General features: G+C 39.5%; 19 protein-coding genes and 1 pseudogene. 15 read left to right on the top strand and 5 right to left on the bottom strand.

From position 1 onward, the window contains the following. Window positions 1-33 precede the first annotated feature (33 nt). Window positions 34-564: a helix-turn-helix domain-containing protein gene (locus tag AC4IFO_RS05530; RefSeq protein ID WP_490732495.1), complete on the bottom strand. Its 531-nt coding sequence runs from the start codon at window positions 562-564 to the stop codon at window positions 34-36. Between the two features lie 113 nt (window positions 565-677). On the opposite strand from AC4IFO_RS05530, the gene AC4IFO_RS05535 reads away from it, so the two are divergent. The 8 genes from AC4IFO_RS05535 (at window position 678) to AC4IFO_RS05570 (ending at window position 12,357) form a co-directional block, all read left to right on the top strand. Then, window positions 678-1,637, top strand: a complete 960-nt coding sequence (locus tag AC4IFO_RS05535; RefSeq protein WP_490732497.1) for a DMT family transporter — start codon at window positions 678-680, stop codon at window positions 1,635-1,637. A 332-nt stretch (window positions 1,638-1,969) separates the two neighbouring features. After that, window positions 1,970-3,658 carry a long-chain-fatty-acid--CoA ligase FadD gene (gene fadD, locus AC4IFO_RS05540; protein ID WP_219248341.1) on the top strand — a complete coding sequence of 563 codons (1,689 nt, stop codon included), beginning with the start codon at window positions 1,970-1,972 and terminating at the stop codon, window positions 3,656-3,658. 90 nt (window positions 3,659-3,748) lie between these two features. Further along, entirely contained in the window at window positions 3,749-4,870 is a 1,122-nt protein-coding gene (gene rnd, locus AC4IFO_RS05545; RefSeq protein ID WP_490732833.1) for a ribonuclease D, read from the top strand. Between the two features lie 245 nt (window positions 4,871-5,115). Continuing rightward, window positions 5,116-5,856, top strand: coding sequence for a Slam-dependent surface lipoprotein (locus tag AC4IFO_RS05550; protein WP_490732500.1), 741 nt, complete (start codon window positions 5,116-5,118; stop codon window positions 5,854-5,856). A gap of 388 nt (window positions 5,857-6,244) precedes the next feature. Beyond that, window positions 6,245-6,997, top strand: coding sequence for a Slam-dependent surface lipoprotein (locus AC4IFO_RS05555; protein ID WP_490732502.1), 753 nt, complete (start codon window positions 6,245-6,247; stop codon window positions 6,995-6,997). Window positions 6,998-7,087: 90 nt separating this feature from the next. Continuing rightward, complete coding sequence (locus AC4IFO_RS05560; protein WP_490732504.1) at window positions 7,088-8,500, top strand: surface lipoprotein assembly modifier; 1,413 nt, start codon at window positions 7,088-7,090, stop codon at window positions 8,498-8,500. An 18-nt stretch (window positions 8,501-8,518) separates the two neighbouring features. Further along, on the top strand, window positions 8,519-11,530 hold the full coding sequence (locus AC4IFO_RS05565) for a TonB-dependent receptor domain-containing protein (protein WP_490732505.1): 3,012 nt from the start codon (window positions 8,519-8,521) through the stop codon (window positions 11,528-11,530). A gap of 50 nt (window positions 11,531-11,580) precedes the next feature. Beyond that, window positions 11,581-12,357 carry an energy transducer TonB gene (locus AC4IFO_RS05570; protein ID WP_490732506.1) on the top strand — a complete coding sequence of 259 codons (777 nt, stop codon included), beginning with the start codon at window positions 11,581-11,583 and terminating at the stop codon, window positions 12,355-12,357. A 95-nt stretch (window positions 12,358-12,452) separates the two neighbouring features. Here AC4IFO_RS05570 and minE read toward each other — a convergent pair whose 3' ends face one another. The 3 genes from minE to minC are packed head-to-tail and all read right to left on the bottom strand — an operon-like array spanning window position 12,453 to window position 14,281. Then, a complete protein-coding gene (gene minE / locus AC4IFO_RS05575) occupies window positions 12,453-12,737 on the bottom strand; it encodes a cell division topological specificity factor MinE (RefSeq protein WP_206084203.1) in 285 nt (94 codons plus the stop codon). 3 nt (window positions 12,738-12,740) lie between these two features. After that, on the bottom strand, window positions 12,741-13,556 hold the full coding sequence (minD, locus tag AC4IFO_RS05580) for a septum site-determining protein MinD (RefSeq protein WP_490732507.1): 816 nt from the start codon (window positions 13,554-13,556) through the stop codon (window positions 12,741-12,743). 23 nt (window positions 13,557-13,579) lie between these two features. Next, window positions 13,580-14,281 (bottom strand): septum site-determining protein MinC, encoded by a 702-nt coding sequence (gene minC / locus AC4IFO_RS05585; protein ID WP_490732508.1) that lies wholly within the window; start codon window positions 14,279-14,281, stop codon window positions 13,580-13,582. A gap of 129 nt (window positions 14,282-14,410) precedes the next feature. Here minC and AC4IFO_RS05590 point away from each other — a divergent pair, with 129 nt between their 5' ends. The 7 genes from AC4IFO_RS05590 (at window position 14,411) to AC4IFO_RS05620 (ending at window position 18,694) form a co-directional block, all read left to right on the top strand. Beyond that, a complete protein-coding gene (locus AC4IFO_RS05590; RefSeq protein ID WP_219248329.1) occupies window positions 14,411-14,680 on the top strand; it encodes a YcgL domain-containing protein in 270 nt (89 codons plus the stop codon). 49 nt (window positions 14,681-14,729) lie between these two features. After that, window positions 14,730-15,818, top strand: a complete 1,089-nt coding sequence (locus tag AC4IFO_RS05595) for a lytic murein transglycosylase (RefSeq protein ID WP_490732511.1) — start codon at window positions 14,730-14,732, stop codon at window positions 15,816-15,818. A 20-nt stretch (window positions 15,819-15,838) separates the two neighbouring features. Then, on the top strand, window positions 15,839-16,495 hold the full coding sequence (locus AC4IFO_RS05600) for a fumarylacetoacetate hydrolase family protein (protein ID WP_490732513.1): 657 nt from the start codon (window positions 15,839-15,841) through the stop codon (window positions 16,493-16,495). A gap of 20 nt (window positions 16,496-16,515) precedes the next feature. Further along, entirely contained in the window at window positions 16,516-16,956 is a 441-nt protein-coding gene (gene ycgN, locus AC4IFO_RS05605; protein ID WP_490732515.1) for a cysteine cluster protein YcgN, read from the top strand. Between the two features lie 298 nt (window positions 16,957-17,254). Continuing rightward, the gene (locus tag AC4IFO_RS05610) at window positions 17,255-17,611 is read left to right on the top strand and encodes a hypothetical protein (protein WP_490732517.1); all 357 of its coding nucleotides are present in this window, start codon (window positions 17,255-17,257) and stop codon (window positions 17,609-17,611) included. 111 nt (window positions 17,612-17,722) lie between these two features. Further along, the gene (locus tag AC4IFO_RS05615) at window positions 17,723-18,250 is read left to right on the top strand and encodes a hypothetical protein (RefSeq protein WP_490732519.1); all 528 of its coding nucleotides are present in this window, start codon (window positions 17,723-17,725) and stop codon (window positions 18,248-18,250) included. 54 nt (window positions 18,251-18,304) lie between these two features. After that, the gene (locus tag AC4IFO_RS05620) at window positions 18,305-18,694 is read left to right on the top strand and encodes a hypothetical protein (RefSeq protein WP_490732521.1); all 390 of its coding nucleotides are present in this window, start codon (window positions 18,305-18,307) and stop codon (window positions 18,692-18,694) included. Between the two features lie 127 nt (window positions 18,695-18,821). Here AC4IFO_RS05620 and AC4IFO_RS05625 read toward each other — a convergent pair. Next, window positions 18,822-19,121 (bottom strand): annotated as a pseudogene (locus AC4IFO_RS05625) (helix-turn-helix domain-containing protein); the annotation flags it as partial. Window positions 19,122-19,850: the final 729 nt, after the last annotated feature.

The raw sequence follows: 19,850 nt of genomic DNA on the forward strand, positions 1-19,850 counted from the left end.
TGTCAGCTTTATTATTAGGCATAATTTGTCTCATTATGATGGATAATGAATAATATTATAAAATTCCACATCTGCCTGATGCCGATTAATGTACGTATGCTCTTGATCAGCATTGAAGCGTAAACATTCTCCAGCCGCGACATCTTTTATCTCACCATTAATTGAAATTGATACGGAATCCTTTAAAGGCAATATGTCTTCAACCACGCCCTTATCATGGGCGCATGATGAGTGAATAGAATTTGCTTTTAATGTGATCTTTAATATTTCATAGCCGAGAACATCGCAATAAGGCTTAATATTTTTGACTGAAACGGTTTCATCTTCATGTTGCATTGTCCCGTCATTACCTGGTTCTAAGGGGATGAATTGACTTAATGAAGTATGAAATCCCATCGCTATTTTCCAGAGAGTCAAGACGGTAGGATTACTTTCTTCTCGCTCGATTTGACCTAACATCGCTTTGCTGATCCCTGTTTCTTGGGCCGTTCTATCTAAACTCCAGCCCTTTTCTTTGCGTATTGATTTTAGTGTTAACGCAATATGGTTTAGGAGAAATGACATCGATTACCTCTATTAATCTTGTGCGTTATAACATACACTGATTTCCTTGTGCATTATAACGCACAAAAGACTACCAGCCAATGTTCAATTAAACAAATAAATAGGGGCAAAATGTGCGCGCAATACTGCTTGGCTTACTGGCTTCATGCTTTTTTTCCTCAGCCTTTATCTTTAATCGGGCAATGGAGGTTGGAGGGGGAAGCTGGTTATGGAGTGCTTCCTTGCGTTTTATTTTGATGGCACCAATTCTGTTTTTCATTATTGCGATAAGAGGGCAATTAGCTGCCAGTATGCGGCATTTATCTCAACATTTCTGGGCGTACCTTATCTGGAGTACTGTGGGTTTCGGCTTGTTTTATGCTCCACTTACATTTGCAAGTGTATATTCACCAGGATGGTTAGTCGCGGGTAGTTGGCAAATTACCATTATTGCAGGTTCCTTATTATTACCCTTTCTTAGTAAAACATCGGCTCAAAAAAGAATTCCTTGGAAGGAGCTAAAATGGTCATGTGTGATTATCATTGGCGTATTTTTAATGCTTTGGGAACAAATCACGCAAGTGAGTGTATTTACTGTTCTTGCGGGTTTTTTACCCGTGGTATTGGCTGCATTTATGTATCCATTAGGTAACCGCAAAATGATGCAAATTTGTGACGATGAAATCAAAACACCAGAAAGAGTATTCAATATGACCCTTGCAAGTTTGCCGTTTTGGTTACTTATTTCACTTTATGGGGGGATAGCTCATGGAGTGCCATCAATGGCTCAACTTTCTTATTCGTTTATTGTCGCGTTATTTTCGGGGGTCATTGCAACATTGCTCTTTTTTTCTGCAACAAATAGCGTGAAAAATCAGCCAAATCAGCTAGCAATCGTAGAAGCAACACAGTCAGGTGAGGTACTTTTTACTCTATTTGGTGAAATGCTGCTTTTAGGCTCACAATTACCCTCGACTACAGCGCTATTAGGCGTTTTTTGTATTATTTTGGGTATGGCCATTCATAGTATGATATCAATGCAAGCAACAAACAATTTAGCTAAGAAGCAAATAGCATTAGATAAAAATACGTAAATAATTCATCAAAAGGTATTTTATTTCTTATTAGCTTACAATTATGATGCTTACAAGTTGAATTGGTTGCAGATTCTTCTGATAACACCTCCAAAATTAGTCAAGTTCAGTGTATAATTAGGCATAACTTATGCAGATTAACATCTGATTAACGAAATTTAAGAAAACAGGGCGGCGGATGCCGCCTTATTTTTTCTTGAAGGGACTAAAATTTATTTAGTGATAGACCTCTCAACCTTGACATTGTCTGTTTTTCAAACTGGTACAATGAGTTAATAATTTGTTAAGGAGACGTTGGGTATAATAACTTCACTAAATTCAGGAGCAACATTTTGGAAAAAATCTGGCTAAAAAATTACCCTGCTGATGTGCCGGAAGAAATCAATCCTGATCGCTTCGCTTCTTTAGCAGAGTTACTGGAAAACGCGGTTTCTCAATATGCCGATCAGCCTGCTTTCATTAATATGGGCGCAGTGATGACGTATCGGAAATTAGAAGAAAGAAGCCGTGCCTTTGCTGCCTACTTACAAAATGGACTGGGACTTAAAAAAGGCGACCGTGTTGCCTTAATGATGCCTAACTTATTACAGTACCCAATTGCTTTATTTGGAATATTGCGAGCGGGAATGGTTGTGGTGAATGTAAACCCACTCTATACCCCAAGGGAGTTAGAACATCAGCTTAATGATAGCGGCACAACCGCGATTGTGATTGTCTCAAACTTCGCCTCTACGCTTGAAAAAATCGTTTATAATACCAAAGTTAAACATGTGATTTTAACCCGTATGGGGGATCAACTATCGCGGCCGAAAGCGACAATTGTTGATTTTGTCGTTAAATACGTAAAACGCTTAGTACCCAAATACAATTTACCCGATGCCATCTCGTTTCGCCGTGCTATGCATTATGGTTACCGGATGCAATACATTAAACCCAATATTTCAGGCGGTGACTTGGCCTTCTTGCAATATACCGGGGGGACCACTGGGGTGGCGAAAGGGGCGATGTTAACCCATCGCAATATGTTAGCTAACCTAGAACAAGCAAGAGCTGCATATGGCCCTGTATTGAAATTTGGTGCTGAGTTCGTGGTGACAGCGTTACCGTTGTACCATGTGTTTGCGTTAACCGTAAATTGTTTGCTTTTCATCAACGTGGGGGGCGTTAATTTACTGATTACTAACCCACGGGATGTACCTGATACCGTCAAGCAGCTGGGGCGTTATCCTATCACTTCAATAACTGGGGTTAACACGCTGTTTAATGCGTGGATCCACAATGCTGAGTTTCAAAAGTTGGATTTCTCACGCTTGAGATTGTCAGTAGGCGGTGGGATGCCTGTGCAAAAAGCGGTGGCTGAAAAATGGCAACAATTGACAGGCAAACACTTACTTGAAGGTTATGGTCTAACTGAGTGCTCGCCGTTGGTGACAGGGAATCCATATAATCTTACGGCATACAGTGGTAGTATTGGTTTACCGGTTCCATCAACCGATGTGAAATTTCTTAATGATGAAGGCCAAGAAGTCCCTCTGGGTGAGCCCGGTGAAATGTGGGTAAAAGGCCCGCAGGTGATGAAAGGGTATTGGAATCGCCCAGATTCTACCGCTGAGGCAATCGTTGATGGTTGGATAGCGACAGGCGATATCGCAGAAATCGACAGTGAAGGTTACATCCGCATTGTCGACCGCAAAAAAGACATGATCATTGTTTCAGGGTTTAACGTCTATCCTAATGAAATTGAAGATGTTATTGCAACTCACCCTGATGTTATTGAATGTGCGGCGATTGGCGTACCTAGTGAAAGCACTGGGGAAGCCGTGAAAGTTTTTGTTGTCACGAAAAATGCGAATTTGACGGGGGATGAGCTAAAAACATTTTGCCGTCGTTCATTAACCGCGTATAAAGTGCCTAAAATATTTGAATTTCGTGAAGAATTGCCTAAATCAAACGTTGGAAAAATCCTACGAAAAGACTTACGCGATGAAGAAAAATTGAAAAGAAATAAGTCACCCGCCTAAAAGTGATTTAGAATGTATAAATATAACGAATAGATGACGCCGGTTTATACCGGCGTCTCTGTACTGAAAATAGACAAAGAGAAACGTGTTTTGAATTATCGTTTAGTGACCACAGATAGCGAACTCGCTCAAATATGCCAAGAAGCTAACGATGCACCTTGGCTTGCACTGGATACTGAGTTTGTTCGTACAAGAACATACTATCCTCAATTAGGTTTGCTACAGTTGTATGATGGAAAGCAAGTTTCGTTGATTGACCCACTTTCAATATCAGATTTCAGCCCTTTTAAAGCGCTGCTGATGAATCCAAATCAGCTTAAATTTTTACACGCTGGTAGTGAAGACCTTGAAGTGTTTATGCACGATTTTGATTGTGTACCAGAGCCTATGATTGATACTCAAATCGTTGCGGCTTTTTTAGGGTACCCAATTTCATGTGGCTTTGCGTCATTGGTTGCAGAGCACCTTGGTATTGAGCTGGACAAAAGTGAATCACGGACAGATTGGCTAGCACGTCCGTTAAGTGAGAAACAATGTGACTATGCCACTGCGGATGTATTGTATTTATTGCCATTAGCTGAAATTCTCATGCAGAAGGTTACTGAAGCAGGGTATTTAGACGATGCGAAAGATGAATGCCAGCGTGTAGTTGCGCGTCGCCAAAAAGCGCTGAAACCAGAAAAAGCGTACTTAAATATCCGTAATGCGTGGCAGTTGCGTGACGAGCAACTTGCTTGTTTACAACTGCTCGCTGATTGGCGTTTGAACCAAGCCAAAGCACGGGATATGGCAATTAACTTTGTGGTGAAAGAAGAACATTTATGGAAAGTTGCTCATTTCCTACCGACTTCCCTTGGCGAGCTAGATAACCTTGGTTTGACAGGGCAAGAAATTCGTTGCCATGGCAAGCGCTTGCTGAGCATTGTTGAGCAAGCTAAGAAGCTAGATGCAAGCCAATATCCAGCACCAGTGGCGAATATTACCGAACAAAGCCAATATAAAAATGTCTTTAAAGAAATTAAAGCCGTAGTTAAAGATATTGCTGAAAATGAAAAGTTTAATGCAGAGTTATTAGCATCAAGACGCCAAATAAATCAGTTATTATCTATTCATTGGGGGATTAAGTCTTCCAGCACACCACCTGAATTATTAGCAGGTTGGCGCGGTAAATTACTGGCTGAACCACTTACTAAATTATTGTCGAGCTTGTGATTTAAATTTAGTCTGAAAATGGCATGCCAAAAAAGGAATAATTAACGTTATTCCTTTTTTTATTTTTTATTCTTATTGGTTTTCATATAACTATCAATTTGATTATATAAATTATTAAAAAATAAATAATGAAAGGCATATTTGTATTTTAGGTGCACCTTAATATACTCGATTCGATTTAATTGAAAAGCTAACAGAGGTTAGCCTGAAATAGTATCAATCTGATTATAGAAAAGGATGAGTATATGACGAAAGTATCAACCGTAATATCAGTTGCTTCATTTATATTTTTACCTGCAATGGGAATGGCTGATGTTTTATCTCAACAAAGCCAAAGTTATAACCAAGGCAAGACAGACATTGACGTTGGTAAAACACAGTATGAAGGTGGTGGGGACGTGAAAGAGGGTGACCCCGGTTTAGGTTATCGTTTCGTGACAGAAGGCATCACAATTTCATTATCAGAGCTAAAAGAGAAAGGCACTAAAGCAGCTAATGGTGTTTATATCATAGATAAAGCAGAAGATTATCACGGCAGCATAGGTAGGTTTAATTTTACACAAGTTGCAGACGCCGAAATCTATTATGGGGATTGGTCTCAAACCGGCGATATAGCGGATTCAAAGCACACCGCGTTTTATTCTGGTAAAGAAATAAGCAACGATATCCCAATAGAAGGCCAAGCCAGTTATACAATCAGTGGTGTTAACCAGTATGAAAGTAGCAGTAAAATGCCCGGCACATTCTTGGTTAATTTTGGACAAAAAACGTACGAAGGCACATTGGATGGGCAACTGGCTAACATCAAATTTAGTGGTGAAATTGGTGAGAACGGTAAATTTTCAGGTGTTGCACTTGCTAATGACCAAGCCGAAGGCATAAGTGCTGGACAGTTATTTGGGCAAGATGCTGCACAGGTCGCAGGTATTACTAGCTTTGCAGGAAATCACCAATACGATACAGCATTTGGTGGCGTCAAAAATTAAGTTATAGATAAATTAATTATATTCAATGGGCGAATAATACTTGCCCATTTTTATTTTAAAAGATAGGTATGTTGAATCCTTATTATTAATAAACCAATTCCAAATTTCAAAATGAACTTAGTCTTAAAAACTTATCTATTTAAGTAAAATACTAACTCTAAATTTTAATTTATACCCATTAATACTATGCGGGATATAAAGTAATTTATTGAAATAAAAATAAAATAAAACTCTCTGTGAATTAATTATTTAAATTCAAATTATAATTAACCTATTTGTAAATGAAAATCATTTTCATATACTTGATCTCGGCTTAATGGAATGACTAAAGAGAGTTAGTCATTAATATGAGGATTTACCTCGTTATATCCTAAATAAGGAAATACAAATGAAAAAATTAACATTAGTTGTATTAATGGCGTCATTATCAGGGGCTTCTACCAGTGTATTTGCAGAGGCCACATCACAACAAAGCCAAAGTTATACTGACGGTGTTGTCGATATTCGTATCGATAAAACTGAGGCAATGGGGGGGCCTCATGGTGGAGTTGCGGGTGCACCGGGTATCGGTTATCGCGGTACGCATAATGGTAAGACAATCGCATTTTCAGGTTTGAAGATGATGTCCACGCAAAAACCTGATGATGTGTACCAGTTAGAAAGCAGCGGCGGCCGACATGTCAATATGGGTAAATTTCAATTTAGCCAAGTTGCGGATGCTGAAATCTATTATGGGGATTGGTCACAAACTGGGGTAAATGGCGATAGCACACATACCGCTTATTTTTCAGGTAACAATGCGAGTACCGAGGTTCCCACCAATGGAAGCGCAGTATATAACATCGAGGGAATTAACCAATTTGATGGTGAAGGCAAGCTAACGGGTACCTTTAATGCAAACTTTGAAAATAAAACGTATGAGGGCTTACTGGAGGGGAATGAATTAAAGCAATCCATGGAAGGGGATATTGTTGAAAATGGTAAATTTGAAGGAACAGCGACAGCCACTTCACATGATTCTATTTCAGGGAAAAGCATGGGGCAATTCTTTGGGGAGAATGCGGAGCACGTCGCCGGTATCACCTCATTCAAAGATAATCATGAGTTAGACACCGCATTTGGTGGCAAAAAAGCGGACTAATTATTGCTAAATAACCAATCTTAAATATGTAAGAGTAAAAAGTAGGCACAATGCGTTGCCTACTTTTTATTTTATAAAGGTAAACTATTTATGTTTAATACTATTAAAATTGGAATTAATTTTTTTATTGTTATTTTATTATCTTGTTTGTCTTTTTTTGTTTTCTCTCAACCTGAAAAACAAAAACCTTTTGTTGATATTTTAAATAAAGCAAATAATCAAAAACAACAACGCTCTCATTATTTAGAAGAAAATAATCAAAAAAACATCGACGAAATGGGTTTTCTCCTTTATGATTTCCTGCGTAAAAAAGAGCTAAAAAAAATTGATGCAATAATTAATGAATATATACGCTATCAACAGCATGATAAAAACTTGGTGAAATTTATTTTCGCCGAAAAAGAAATAATAAAACGAAGTTATGATAAGGCAATATTGTATTATCAAGAAATATTGGAAGATAAACCAAATACACTCGCTGTTGAATTAAAACTCGCACGGGTTTTATTTGATATTAAACGCGACCAAGACGCGTTATCGGTATACCAAGGGATACGCCTTAGTTACAAAAATAAATTACCGATAAGAATAGAAAGATTTGTTAATCAGCAAATAACCTACTTACAGAATAAAAACAGTTGGCAAGGCGCAATCAAGTTTGGTTCCAGTTATAATATGAATTTAAATGAGGCATCAAATAAAAATAAACAACATTGTGCTTATCGAATCTGTATGGGCAGTGGGAGTAAACCGATCGCAGGTGGGAAATGGCAGTATAGCGTTGACCTTTCCAAACGGTATCCAATATATCAGCAACATGGGGGCAAATGGTTACTGGGTGGTTCAGGTATCGAGCCTATGAAAGATATAACAAGCCGGAGAAATAGCCTATTTATTGGTGGGGGGTATCAGTTTGAAGATGACGTTAAAAAAGTTGAGTTATTCCCTGTGTTTAAAACTCACTGGTGTGATAACCAATTTAGACATGCAAGTATTGGTATTAAATCGGCAATAGGCTATTCGTTAGATGAACAAGTGGTATTATCCGGTTATTTGGCAGTCGATAAAAATTATCATATAGCTAATTATGATTTTAATGATGGTCGTGAGATGTCTTATGCTTTGGTGGGGCGACATATAATAACCCCAAGTACAGTATTATCATTAAGCTTTCATGGCGTGAATAGGGATAAAAGGTTATCCAGTGACAGCTATCAACAACAGGGCGTTAAAGCTGATATTTTAAAGTATTATGATCTATTCGAACTATTAATAAGTACGGGGTATAAGAATACGCAGTTTAAGTCCTTTGACAGAAGTATTAATGTTAAAAGGGAAGACCATAATTGGTATTTAAATACACAGTTATCACTCAGAAATAAAAGTATCTTTAAATTTACTCCATCTATCTATTTTAATAATCAATTAAACAAAAGCACAGCGGATGTTATTTATTCTTTTAAGCAAAGTGAAGTCGGTGTCAATTTTATTAAGCGATTCTAATTTTCACCGGAAGGATTAATGAAAGTAAAGACAGTAATAGCAATCAATATTGCGACAGGGTTATCCTTATGCTGTATGCCAAGCGTATTATCTGCACAACTACGTGAAGATATTGGTGCCATTCAGGTTAATGACAAAGCCAATACGATCAAACAGCGGGATAAAAAAAAGGCGGATGAACAGTACGATAAAGATGAATCAAACATCTATATTGGTAAAGAGGAAGTGGAACGTTATAAAGGCACCAACCCCGCGGATACCATTAACCATGCCGTTGGTGTTTACAGCGGTGATGCACGTAACAGTGGCGCATTAGACCCCAATGTCCGTGGGATACAAGGGCAAGGGCGGGTTCCTGTAACCGTTGATGGTACAGAGCAAGCGATCACGGTTTGGCGGGGGTATAACGGGGCAAATAACCGTAATTATATTGACCCTAATATGATTAGCAGCATTTTGGTGATGAAAAGCGCAACATTAGACCGTGATGTACGCACATCAACAGGGGGCGGCATTGCAATTAGCACAATCGGTATTGATGATGTGGTTAATCCTGATGACAAATTTGGCTTTGATATTAAATTAGAAACCAGCAGCAATACCACTAAGCCAAGGCTCGGTACATTAAACCATGGTATAGATTATCGCGACGATAAACGTTTATTTGACTCATTAAGTTATGACCGATTTTGTGCCATTTTTTTTCAAGATCAAGAGGTATTAATTAACCCACACGCTAAGGGCAGCGCCAATTTTTTTAATTTACAGGATAACGCAGCACGTATTGCCATCGGCACACGACAAGAAAAATTTAATGTAACGATGGCATACAGTGTTCGCCATCAAGGTAACTATTTTGCGGGAAGCCGTGGGGCGGAGCAATATGATGAAGAGATGATTACCTATGATGGCAATTATGGCAAAAAACAGATTGACCCTTACATTCCTTTCGCGGCTAAAGTTTATGGTCGAAATAAAGAGGTCGGAAATACTTCAGCGAAAATGTCGACATGGTTGACCAAGCTAAATTTTATGTTGCCACACGGGCAAGATGTGTCCTTCGGTTATTACCGAACGGGCAGTCATTATGGCGAAATCATGCCATCCAAAATTCGTTATAATGATTTGGATGGCAAAGTGGTCCAATGGCCTTTAGCTAACCTCGCCTTAAATACGTTTTATGCAAATTATGCATTTAAGCCCGAGACGCATGATTGGGTGGATTTTCGTTTAAGCTATTGGTTAACTCGAACAGATTTAAATTCAAATACAGCGGGAGGGCAGCCACGAGAAGCTTATGATAGAGATAAGATTTTTGAAATAAAGCACCTGAACAAACCAAGAGATCCCAATATTGATGGGACATTAGTCGATGGCATTAAATTAAATCAGCTGAATAACCGCCACGGTGTTTCACTTTCGAATAAATTCCAGCTTACCCCAGACTTTAGCCTAACATTGATGGGCAATTTAATTGATGAGCGTATAGACAGCCGAGTTGATGTTTATAGCTCACGCACGACCCCTAAATCAGGCATGTTTAGAGCCGTTCCACGGGAAGGCCAGCGCAGGGAATATAACGGCGCAGTTAGGTTGGATTGGCAGCCAACAGATTGGTTAAAGTTCAATGCAGGGGCGCAATACATCAGCTATTGGTCGAAAGATACTTTAAAAGAAAGGCGAGTGGCAGCCAAAGATGAACGGTTTGCCTTATATAGTGAAAAAACGGCAAGAAACTTCCAGTTATCCCGTGTACTGACTCCTGAAGAGTACCAAAAAATCCAAAGCTATGTTGATAGAAAAGGGCAGACTTTTGAAGAACTAAGAAATGGGCGACCATATGAGCGAGAACGACTTGTTGAAGAAGCATTAGGCATGCCAGCTCATTCTTTAGAATATGCAACGTTTTGGCGTGGAAGGGAAAGTAACAAAGACTTGGAGTTTCGAATTTCAGAAAAAAACCGAATAGTTAAATGGCAGGCGGATGAAAATAAACGCTTTACCCGTAAAAATAACCCTTTTTATAACGGTGAAATAGATTTAAAAGAAACGGTTGTTGACCCCGTCACGCAGCTGACCACAGTAAAATATAGGGCAAGTGATGCGCAAGACCGCTGGGATGAAATTAAATTCACGGGTGACGAACGGTTTAGACCACCAAAAAGAAAGGAAGACGCTGCGTGGGCACCTGCATTAGGGGCAACTATTTATGTGACAGAAAATGACCGTATTTTTGCTCGTTATTTAGAAACGGTCAGAATGCCCAGCATTTTTGAAAGCACTGTCGGTTTTTCTGGTGGATCAGTGGATAACTATATTGCCCCCACATTTTTACCCGAGCGCAGCCACACCATAGAGCTGGGTTATGTGCGTAATTTCCAAGAGTTATTGAATGCACAAAACCACGCCGATTTACGAGTCAATTACTATAGTACCGTAGTGGCGAATGCCTTTGATCGGGATATGGACCTAAACTTTACCCAAGTTGATAAACACAATACGGCAGGGTTAGAGCTACTTGCCCGTTACGATAACGGGGCTGTTTTTGGTGATATTGGCATTGATTACCGCTTAAAAAATGAGGTGTGTGACCAAGTCAATTTTATGTTGATGGACCCTAAAAATGAATTTGGGGGCTCTGAATGCATAACCGCAGGTTTCCCCGGTGGTTATTTGCGTACTCAATTACAGCCGAAATACAGCATCCATGCCAATTTTGGTCTGCGTTTCTTAGATGAAACACTAGAAGTGGGTAGCCGTATGCGTTATCACAGCACGGCCAAAAATGAAGACGAAGCGGAATTTATGGATAAATACCCGTATCAATTTATGCCGTTAAATAACAGCCCAATGCGTTGGAATGCGGTGTTTACGACGGATGCTTACGCAAATTTCCATGTGAATAAAAATCTATCGTTGGAGTTTATTGCAACAAACCTTCTGGATGAATATTACATTGACCCACTTACTCGTAGCATGATGCCAGCACCAGGGCGGGCTTTCCGCTTTAGTGTCACCAGCAAATTCTAACTGCAAGCCCTTTGTACCTCGGTATAAGGGGCTTTTTATTGGAATGTAAAATGACGAATTCACGTTTTCTATTTGCCATAATTGGTTCTTTAGCACTGCATGGTGGGCTGGTGTATTACCACCTATTGAATCACAGTGATTCGAGCAAAATCATGATGCCAATAAATGCACCAGCTATCGCCATCGCGGTGACCCAAGCGGTCGTTGAGAAACACATCGCTAAAGTGGAGGAGATTGTTGATGACAGTGGCGGGGCAATTCATTCACCTATTGAGGTCGATAAAGCCGTTATTGAAGTGGCAAAAGCGCGCAGCGAGAAAGCCAAAGACGGTCAATCGTCTAAAAAGCCTATTAACCCCACAAAGCCAGAGAAACCGCGCAAGATTGAGCCTAAAAAACGTATTGAAACGGAGAAAAAAGTAAAAAAAGACCAAACTGATGAAATTGAGCAGCAAGCAAAGTTGGGGGATAGCCAAGCTGAATCTGTCGCCAGCGGTGAAGCGGGGACGCAGAAAAATTCAGTTGCGGGGGAAAATATTACGGATATTCGGCTCGCATATTTAGCCAAAGTGCGCAATGAATTAGAACGCCATAAACAATACCCACGGCGAGCACGGGCGATGCAAATTCAAGGTGCTGTTGTGGTGCATTTTCAAATTACGCAACAAGGTGATTTGGTGAATGCCACGATAGTTAAATCTGAACGCAGTGAAATATTGGGAAAGGCGGTACTTGATGCAACAAAACAGTACAAATCGGTAGGGGAAAGGCCTGCGGGTGTATCTCCGTTAGTAAGCTTAGTGATCCACTTTAATTTAGATAAATAAAACCAATAGGTGAACGTTGGCGCTTGGCGCCAAAGAATTGAGGTATATTTAACGTAAAAGCAAGCCGCCATACAACATAGCGGCTTCTTTGCGAATTATTTTTCTGTTGTTGTGGTTTTAATTTCGTCACCTTCTGGTAGCGTGACGTTTAACTCAAGAACAGAAATATCATCGTCTTTTTGTTCAAATTGTACGGAGAGCATCTCAGGGTCAACTTGAACATATTTACAGATGACTTGCAAAATATCACGTTTCATATCAGCAAGATATGCGGGTTCGCTATCACCGCGGCGGCGTTCCGCAACGATGATTTGTAATCGCTCTTTTGCGATATTCGCTGTCGTCTTTTTTCTCGACAGAAAGAAATCCAATAAAGCCATTATTTACCCCCCAAATAGGCGTTTTAAGAAGCCTTTCTTCTCTTCTTCAATGAAACGGATAGGGCGATCTTCACCTAAAATACGCGCGACACAGTCGTCGTAAGCTTGGCCTGCTTCAGACTCTTTATCTAGAATAACAGGTTCACCTTGGTTAGATGAGCGCAAGACAGATTGATCTTCTGGAATAACCCCAATTAATGGAATGCAAAGGATTTCCAGCACATCTTCCATACTTAACATATCACCGCGAGTAACACGACCTGGGTTATAACGCGTCAGTAGAAGGTGTTCTTTTATTGGGTCTTGGCCTTTTTCTGCACGACGTGATTTAGAGGCTAAGATGCCTAAAATACGGTCAGAGTCACGAACTGAAGACACTTCTGGGTTGGTGGTAATAATCGCTTCATCAGCAAAATACAGCGCCATTAATGCACCGCTTTCAATACCCGCAGGTGAGTCGCAAACAATAAAATCAAAGCCAAGGCTATCACTGAGCTCATCAAGGATTTTTTCAACGCCTTCACGGGTTAGTGCGTCTTTATCGCGCGTTTGCGAAGCAGGTAAAATAAACAGATTTTCGGTACGTTTATCTTTAATCAAGGCCTGATTTAGCGTTGCATCACCTTGGATAACGTTGACGAAGTCATAGACAACCCGACGTTCACACCCCATGATGAGGTCAAGGTTACGTAGACCGATATCAAAATCGATTACGACGGTTTTTTTCCCTTTTTGTGCTAGGCCAGTTGCTATGGCCGCGCTTGAAGTGGTTTTACCAACGCCACCTTTACCAGAAGTCACTACAATTATGCGTGCCATGAATAATTCCTTGTAAATAAGGTCTAATTTAAATATTCGATGTTAAGTTTGTTATCAACTAAACGAAGTTTAGCTGCTTTGGCGAGAAATTCAGCAGGGATTTGATCGCTCAGCCAATATTCACCTGCAATAGAGACCAACTCTGCTTGCAAATGAATACAATAAATCTGACTTTCCGTATCACCAGAAGCACCTGCTAAGGCACGACCCCGCATCACACCATATATATGAATATTACCATCTGCTAACAGTTCTGCACCTGCACTCACGTTACTTGTGACGATAAGATCACTATTTGGTGCGTAAATACGTTGCCCAGAACGAACAGGGGTATTGATAATTCGAGTCTTACGATAAACCGGCTCATTTTGGACTGCGGCAACACTTGCCTCAGTCTGAATTTCAACAGGTTTCTGGCTTTTACCTTCACTTAATATCGGTAAGCCAGCTTCATTGGCTTTTTGGCGCAATAAAGGGTCTGTACATCCACTAACCCCAACAATACGCAATCCCGCAGAAACCACAGATCTATGAATGCTGTATAAATCTGCCTGTGCAGTTAATTCTGCAATATTGATAACAACAGGAGCATTTTTAAAGAAATCAGGGGCTTGGTTTACTTTATCTTGCAGCGCTTTTTTGATGAGTTTAGGCTCTTCACTGTGTAAGTGAATAACTGAAAGAGTAAAACTGCTGCCTTTAAGTTCTATTGGCGATTGTGGCATCTATCTAGACTCAGCAAATTAAAATTTCCGAAACAATCCTCGGGCGAAGATATTCTGTAAAACAATAGCATGTTATAGTTACTGTATTCTTCAAGCAAGCTAATGAACTAAGAAAAAGAGTTAAATATAATGATTTGTGCAATTTATAGAAGCCCTAAGCGTGAGCAAACCTATCTTTATGTTGAAAAGAAAGATGATTTTTCACGCGTTCCTGAAGAGTTATTAGCCCAATTTGGAACACCTCAATTCGCCATGGTGATTGCGTTAGATAAGCGTGAAAAGCTTGCTAATGCTGACTTGGCGCGAGTTAAGGCTGACTTACAAGAAGTTGGTTATTATTTACAATTCCCGCCTCCAGTGGAGGATCTACTTTCAGAACATAAAGAGCTTAATATTTAAAGCAATTTAAGAAAAACCTGAAAAAACTTGAGTGTTCTGGAGGATACGAATGAAACCAACGTTATTATATACATTAGTCGCTGGTTTGCTTTTAGCAAGTTGCTCGACAAAACAACATGAAACAGTTGCAGCTCAACCGATTACGGCAGAACAAAATGCCGCGATTATCCAAGAAGTTGCTGCACTTGATAAAGCGTTTCCTATTGAACAGCGTGAACCTTCGCAATTCCCTGCTTATGTGGAATTATTGAAAGAACATGCTATTGCGCAAGGGATCAAACCCGCTACGATTGAACGTGGTTTCGCCAATATTCATTTTATAGAGCGCGTGGTAAAAGCGGATAAAGGGCAGCCTGAAAAAAGAGCAACTGTCACATTAGCCAGCTACTTAAAAAATGTTCTTCCGCAATCACGTATTAATGCGGGATATGATAAGTATATTGAAAACAAGGCACTACTTGATTCAATTAGCCAAAAATATGGTGTTCCACCACAATTCATCGTCTCACTATGGGGACTTGAAAGTGGGTTTGGGCGCTCACAAGGCAAGGAAGATGTCATTTCAGCACTCGCCACGTTGTCTTTCGAGGGACGTCGTGAAGCGCTTTTTAGCAAGCAATTGCTGGCGGCGCTTGAGATAATGGATAAGGGCTATATTCCTGAAGACCAACAATTAAAAGGCTCGTGGGCAGGTGCGATGGGTCAAAGCCAGTTTATGCCAACATCCTATTTGTCCTATGCGGCAGATGGTGATGGTGATGGAAAAATGGATATTTGGAATAATAAAGCGGATGTTTTCGCATCAATCGCCAATTATTTATCAACAGAAGGTTGGCAATCCCAATTACCATGGGGTTACCAAGTCAGTTTGCCGGCGGACTTTAACCGAGCTCTAGAAGGCGTTAAAGCAGAGCAAGGTAAAACCGTCAGTGACTGGCAGCAATTAGGGGTTAAATTACCTGCATTTGCACAACTATCACCGGATGTAAAAACATGGGTTGTTATTCCGGATGATCCTGAAGGTAGAACATTTTTAGTGACTGAGAACTTTCGCACCATCATGCATTGGAACCGCTCATACTATTTTGCATTGAGTGTTAGTTTGATGGCCGATGGCATCGCTCAAAAAATACAATAACGATAATAGGAGTTACCCTTATGTATCAACATCGTGACTGGCAAGGTGCTTTACTTGATTTTCCAGCAAACAAAGTTGTTTGTGTAGGTAGTAACTATGCCAAGCATATCAAAGAGATGGGCTCAGCAGTACCCGAAGAGCCTGTCATTTTTATCAAACCTGAAACCGCACTTTGTGATATCACTCAATCAATTGTTATTCCAAAAGATTTGGGCGAGGTTCACCATGAAGTCGAAATGGCAATCCTGATTGGTATGCCGTTAAAAAATGCGGATGAAGACCGAGTTTCCCGTGCTATTGCCGGTTATGCTGTTGCACTGGACTTAACATTGCGTGATTTACAGGCAAAATTTAAGAAAGCGGGTCAGCCTTGGGAAAAAAGTAAAGCATTCGATGGCTCATGCCCAATTTCTGGGTTTATTCCTGTCAATAATCCAAGTGAACTGCAAAATGTTCAGCTATCACTGGAAATTAATGGGGAAATTCGCCAAGAAGGCTCAACGCGTGATATGATCACCCCGATTTTACCTCTTATTAGCTATATGTCCCGCTTCTTCACATTACGTGCAGGGGATGTCATTTTGACGGGGACCCCAGAAGGTGTCGGTCCATTGGCCTCTGGTGATATGTTAAAGCTATCGATTAATGACCACTCGCTGACTACTCGAGTTATTTAAGTATAGGATTAATAAGTATTATGTCGCAGTTCTGGCAGGTTAAGACACTAGATGAAATGACAGATGATGAATGGGAATCTTTGTGTGATGGATGTGGGCAATGTTGCTTACATAAATTAATGGATGAAGATACTGATGAAATCTATTTCACCAATGTGGCTTGCAATCAATTAAATTTAAAAACCTGCCAGTGCAAGCATTATGAAAATCGCTTCGAATATGAAGCGGATTGCATCAAACTCAATCGTTATAATTTAGAAACTTTTGAGTGGCTACCAACGACGTGTGCTTATCGCTTATTACTTGAAGGAAAAACCTTACCTGCTTGGCACCCGTTAAAAACGGGTTCCAAAGCCGCAATGCACAATGAAGGTATATCTGTGCGTCACATTGCCGTCAGGGAAATTGATGTGGTCGATTGGGAAGACCACATCATGAATAAGCCAAAGGGTAGGGGTTAACTCATTGGTTTTATTCAGTTAAGTTATTATCTATTTAACGCTTGGGGCATGAGTGGGGGCATTTTCTTCAAAACTTTGGTTTAGTAATGCTATCTGACTATCATTTTTATCAGACATCCATTTTCCATATACTGTAAATAAAGCGTAAACAAATAACTAATTCAAACCAACCCACTCCGGTGGGTTTTTTATTGCTTGAATTTAATGTGTCATTGGTTATTTAGTCTATTTCTGACTGCAAAGTATCACCTAATAGAATAGCATTACTTAAACTAACTTAAATTAGATAGGGAAGTTAATGAAAAAATTATTGCTAACAGCTACCGTGGCTCTATTATCCTTTGGCTCATACGCAAGTGAAGGAAAGGAATATACAGCTGAACAATTACACAAGATGATAGATAGTAAAGAATACCCAGCAGTTTCAGCATACAAAGAAACGGGTAGTGGAGAGATGGGGGATATTAAGTCATGTAAGGAAAGAGTAGTAAGTAGGTCTGTTAATTTCTCAGAATACCCAATTACAGTCGAGCGTGACATTGAAAATGAAGTTTATGAATCAACTGTGTGGATGCCATTAAAGGCACAAAAAGTTATTTGTGAGATTAAAGATGGAAATGCAAGAGGGGTGCAGTTGGATGCCTCGTATGAGTAAGCGAGTAACATAGAGTTTTTCATCCAACTTGACCTGCTTCGGCAGGTTTTTTATTGTCTGAAATCTGCATCTATCCTAGTATTCACGTACTTAACTAAAATATGGTGATGTATGAAAAAGGGAATTATTGCAGGTTTATTAACACTTGCTTGTTTTAATGGGTATGCAATAGAGGCAAGTACTGAAGCAAAAGCCCCGTTTGGCTTGGAGTGGGGACAACGTTTTGAAGACGTTGAGAAAGTTGAAGATATTGATTTAAGTAATTGCAAAAGCATGGGTGGGTATAAAGCGTGTGAGATAGATTTCTTCCTTGAGGGCCAAGAACCTTTCATGCCATGGACTAGTAATGCCATGCTGACGTTTAAAAATAACAGGCTAATATCAGTTGTGAACTCATATCCTGTGAGCGAATTTAAAAAGAGTGATTGTGGCAACATACCTAAAGAGATTAACTATTTATCAAGTCTAGGTATCGATACGGCGCAATTAACAGAGTTTAAAAAATCCTGCCGTGATTTTGAAAATAAAAGCATGAAGAAAATTATAAAGACAAATTATGGCTCTGTTGAATTTGCAGTAACAAAGGTTCCTTTTGCAGGCGTAATTGGTTACACCTTTTATAAACTAGACGGCGAATAGAATTTGCACTCCCGGTACGCTAACATTACTGAAACTAATTGATGGGATGGTGAGATGAAAAGGATAAACAGGTATCACGAAAATGACTTTATTGCCACTGAAAGCGATATTGTTCTCGATAGTGATGAGGTTACTGTATCAATAAAGAACGATATTGTTATTGGTTTAGAACCAGAGCAAGTCGTCAACTTTGAAAGCTTGAAGGGATTTATAGTTGAAATTAGCAGAAATATTCCTAATTTTGACAATCAAGTTCAAAGGTACTTTTACAACATCGACAAAGAGCCTGACTTTCCTCATAACTTGTCAGTTATTTATATAGAAGATAACTCTGCAATATTGGATTACTGGTCTGAGGAAGTAAATAATCAATTTACCATGACATTCCAATACAATAATGGCATATGGAAGCTAATAGATGCAAACGGTAGAAAACCTGATTGAGCAACTATATATCTAGCCCGTCCTTGGGCTAGGTGGTTATTTTTTGTTGGGTATATCATCATCCTCATGGATGCTCCCGCGCTCAACCATTTCTTGGTATAGTTTCAGTCTCTGTAAAACTACCTTGTTAAATGTCTTTCCAGTTTCTTCTGCTTGGGCCATAAGCGCATCGTATACGCCTGTGGGGAAATGAAACCAATGGTCGGTTTCCCTTTTCGGCCTTTGGTGCATCTATGGAGAAATTAGTTTCATCCCCAGTAGCTAACCACTCATATGGAACAGATAGCACTTCCGCAAGGGCTGCAATTGTCTTTGGACGAGGTTTATTTACACCAGATTCGTATCTTGATATTTGAGCAGGAGCAATCCCTGTTAACTTAGCTACCCAATCTTGAGTGTAACCAAGCTCAGCTCGTTTTCTTGTTAACCTGCTAGCTAAAGTGTCATGATATTTAAATACTAAAGATGATGAAAAAGATAAAAACTATAGCTCAAATAAAGGATATTGAGTTATTCAAAAAAAAATGTTAGCTAAGGTTGAAAAGGATAGTTCAACCAGTTGCTGGCTGTGGCGAGGAAGTAAAAATTATGATGGTTATGGTAATTTTTCTTTCGAAAGGCGTATAAACCAGCACTGACGTGAGAATATAGCAATCTCTGTTTCTTGTTTTATAATTTAAAGGGAGAAAGGAATAGGATTTTCTTGGCCAAATAGTTTTGATGTTTTTTCATTTACAATGCATTCGCAAATGGAAGGTTTAATGTGATTACTGTTATGCTTTTCCCTTTAGTGTTAAGTGGTTTTATCGCTGTTGGTACGATAGACCCATTTCTGATTTTTAAATTATCGTTGCTGGTGCTGTAGTACTCCTGAGAATATCTAGGCAGAGCAGAGCAGAGCAGAGCAGGGTATTTTAGTAAGAGGCGTGCCTCTTTTTTGAAATGTTAGAGGCACGCTTTTTAGCTTTAAAAATTTTCTCCATCAATGAAGAAGATTCTTTCCTGTGTGTTAGATATGAGAAGTAAGGATCCCAACACTCAGTGCTAGAATCGACCAGAACCCAATAAATAAAGTATATTTTGTTAGCATAGGGTTTACTCCTTTAATTTTACTTATGTATATATACTTAGTTAATTTAAAGTTAAATATACAGTA

It is taken from the genome of Providencia sp. UF-224, assembly GCF_058245955.1.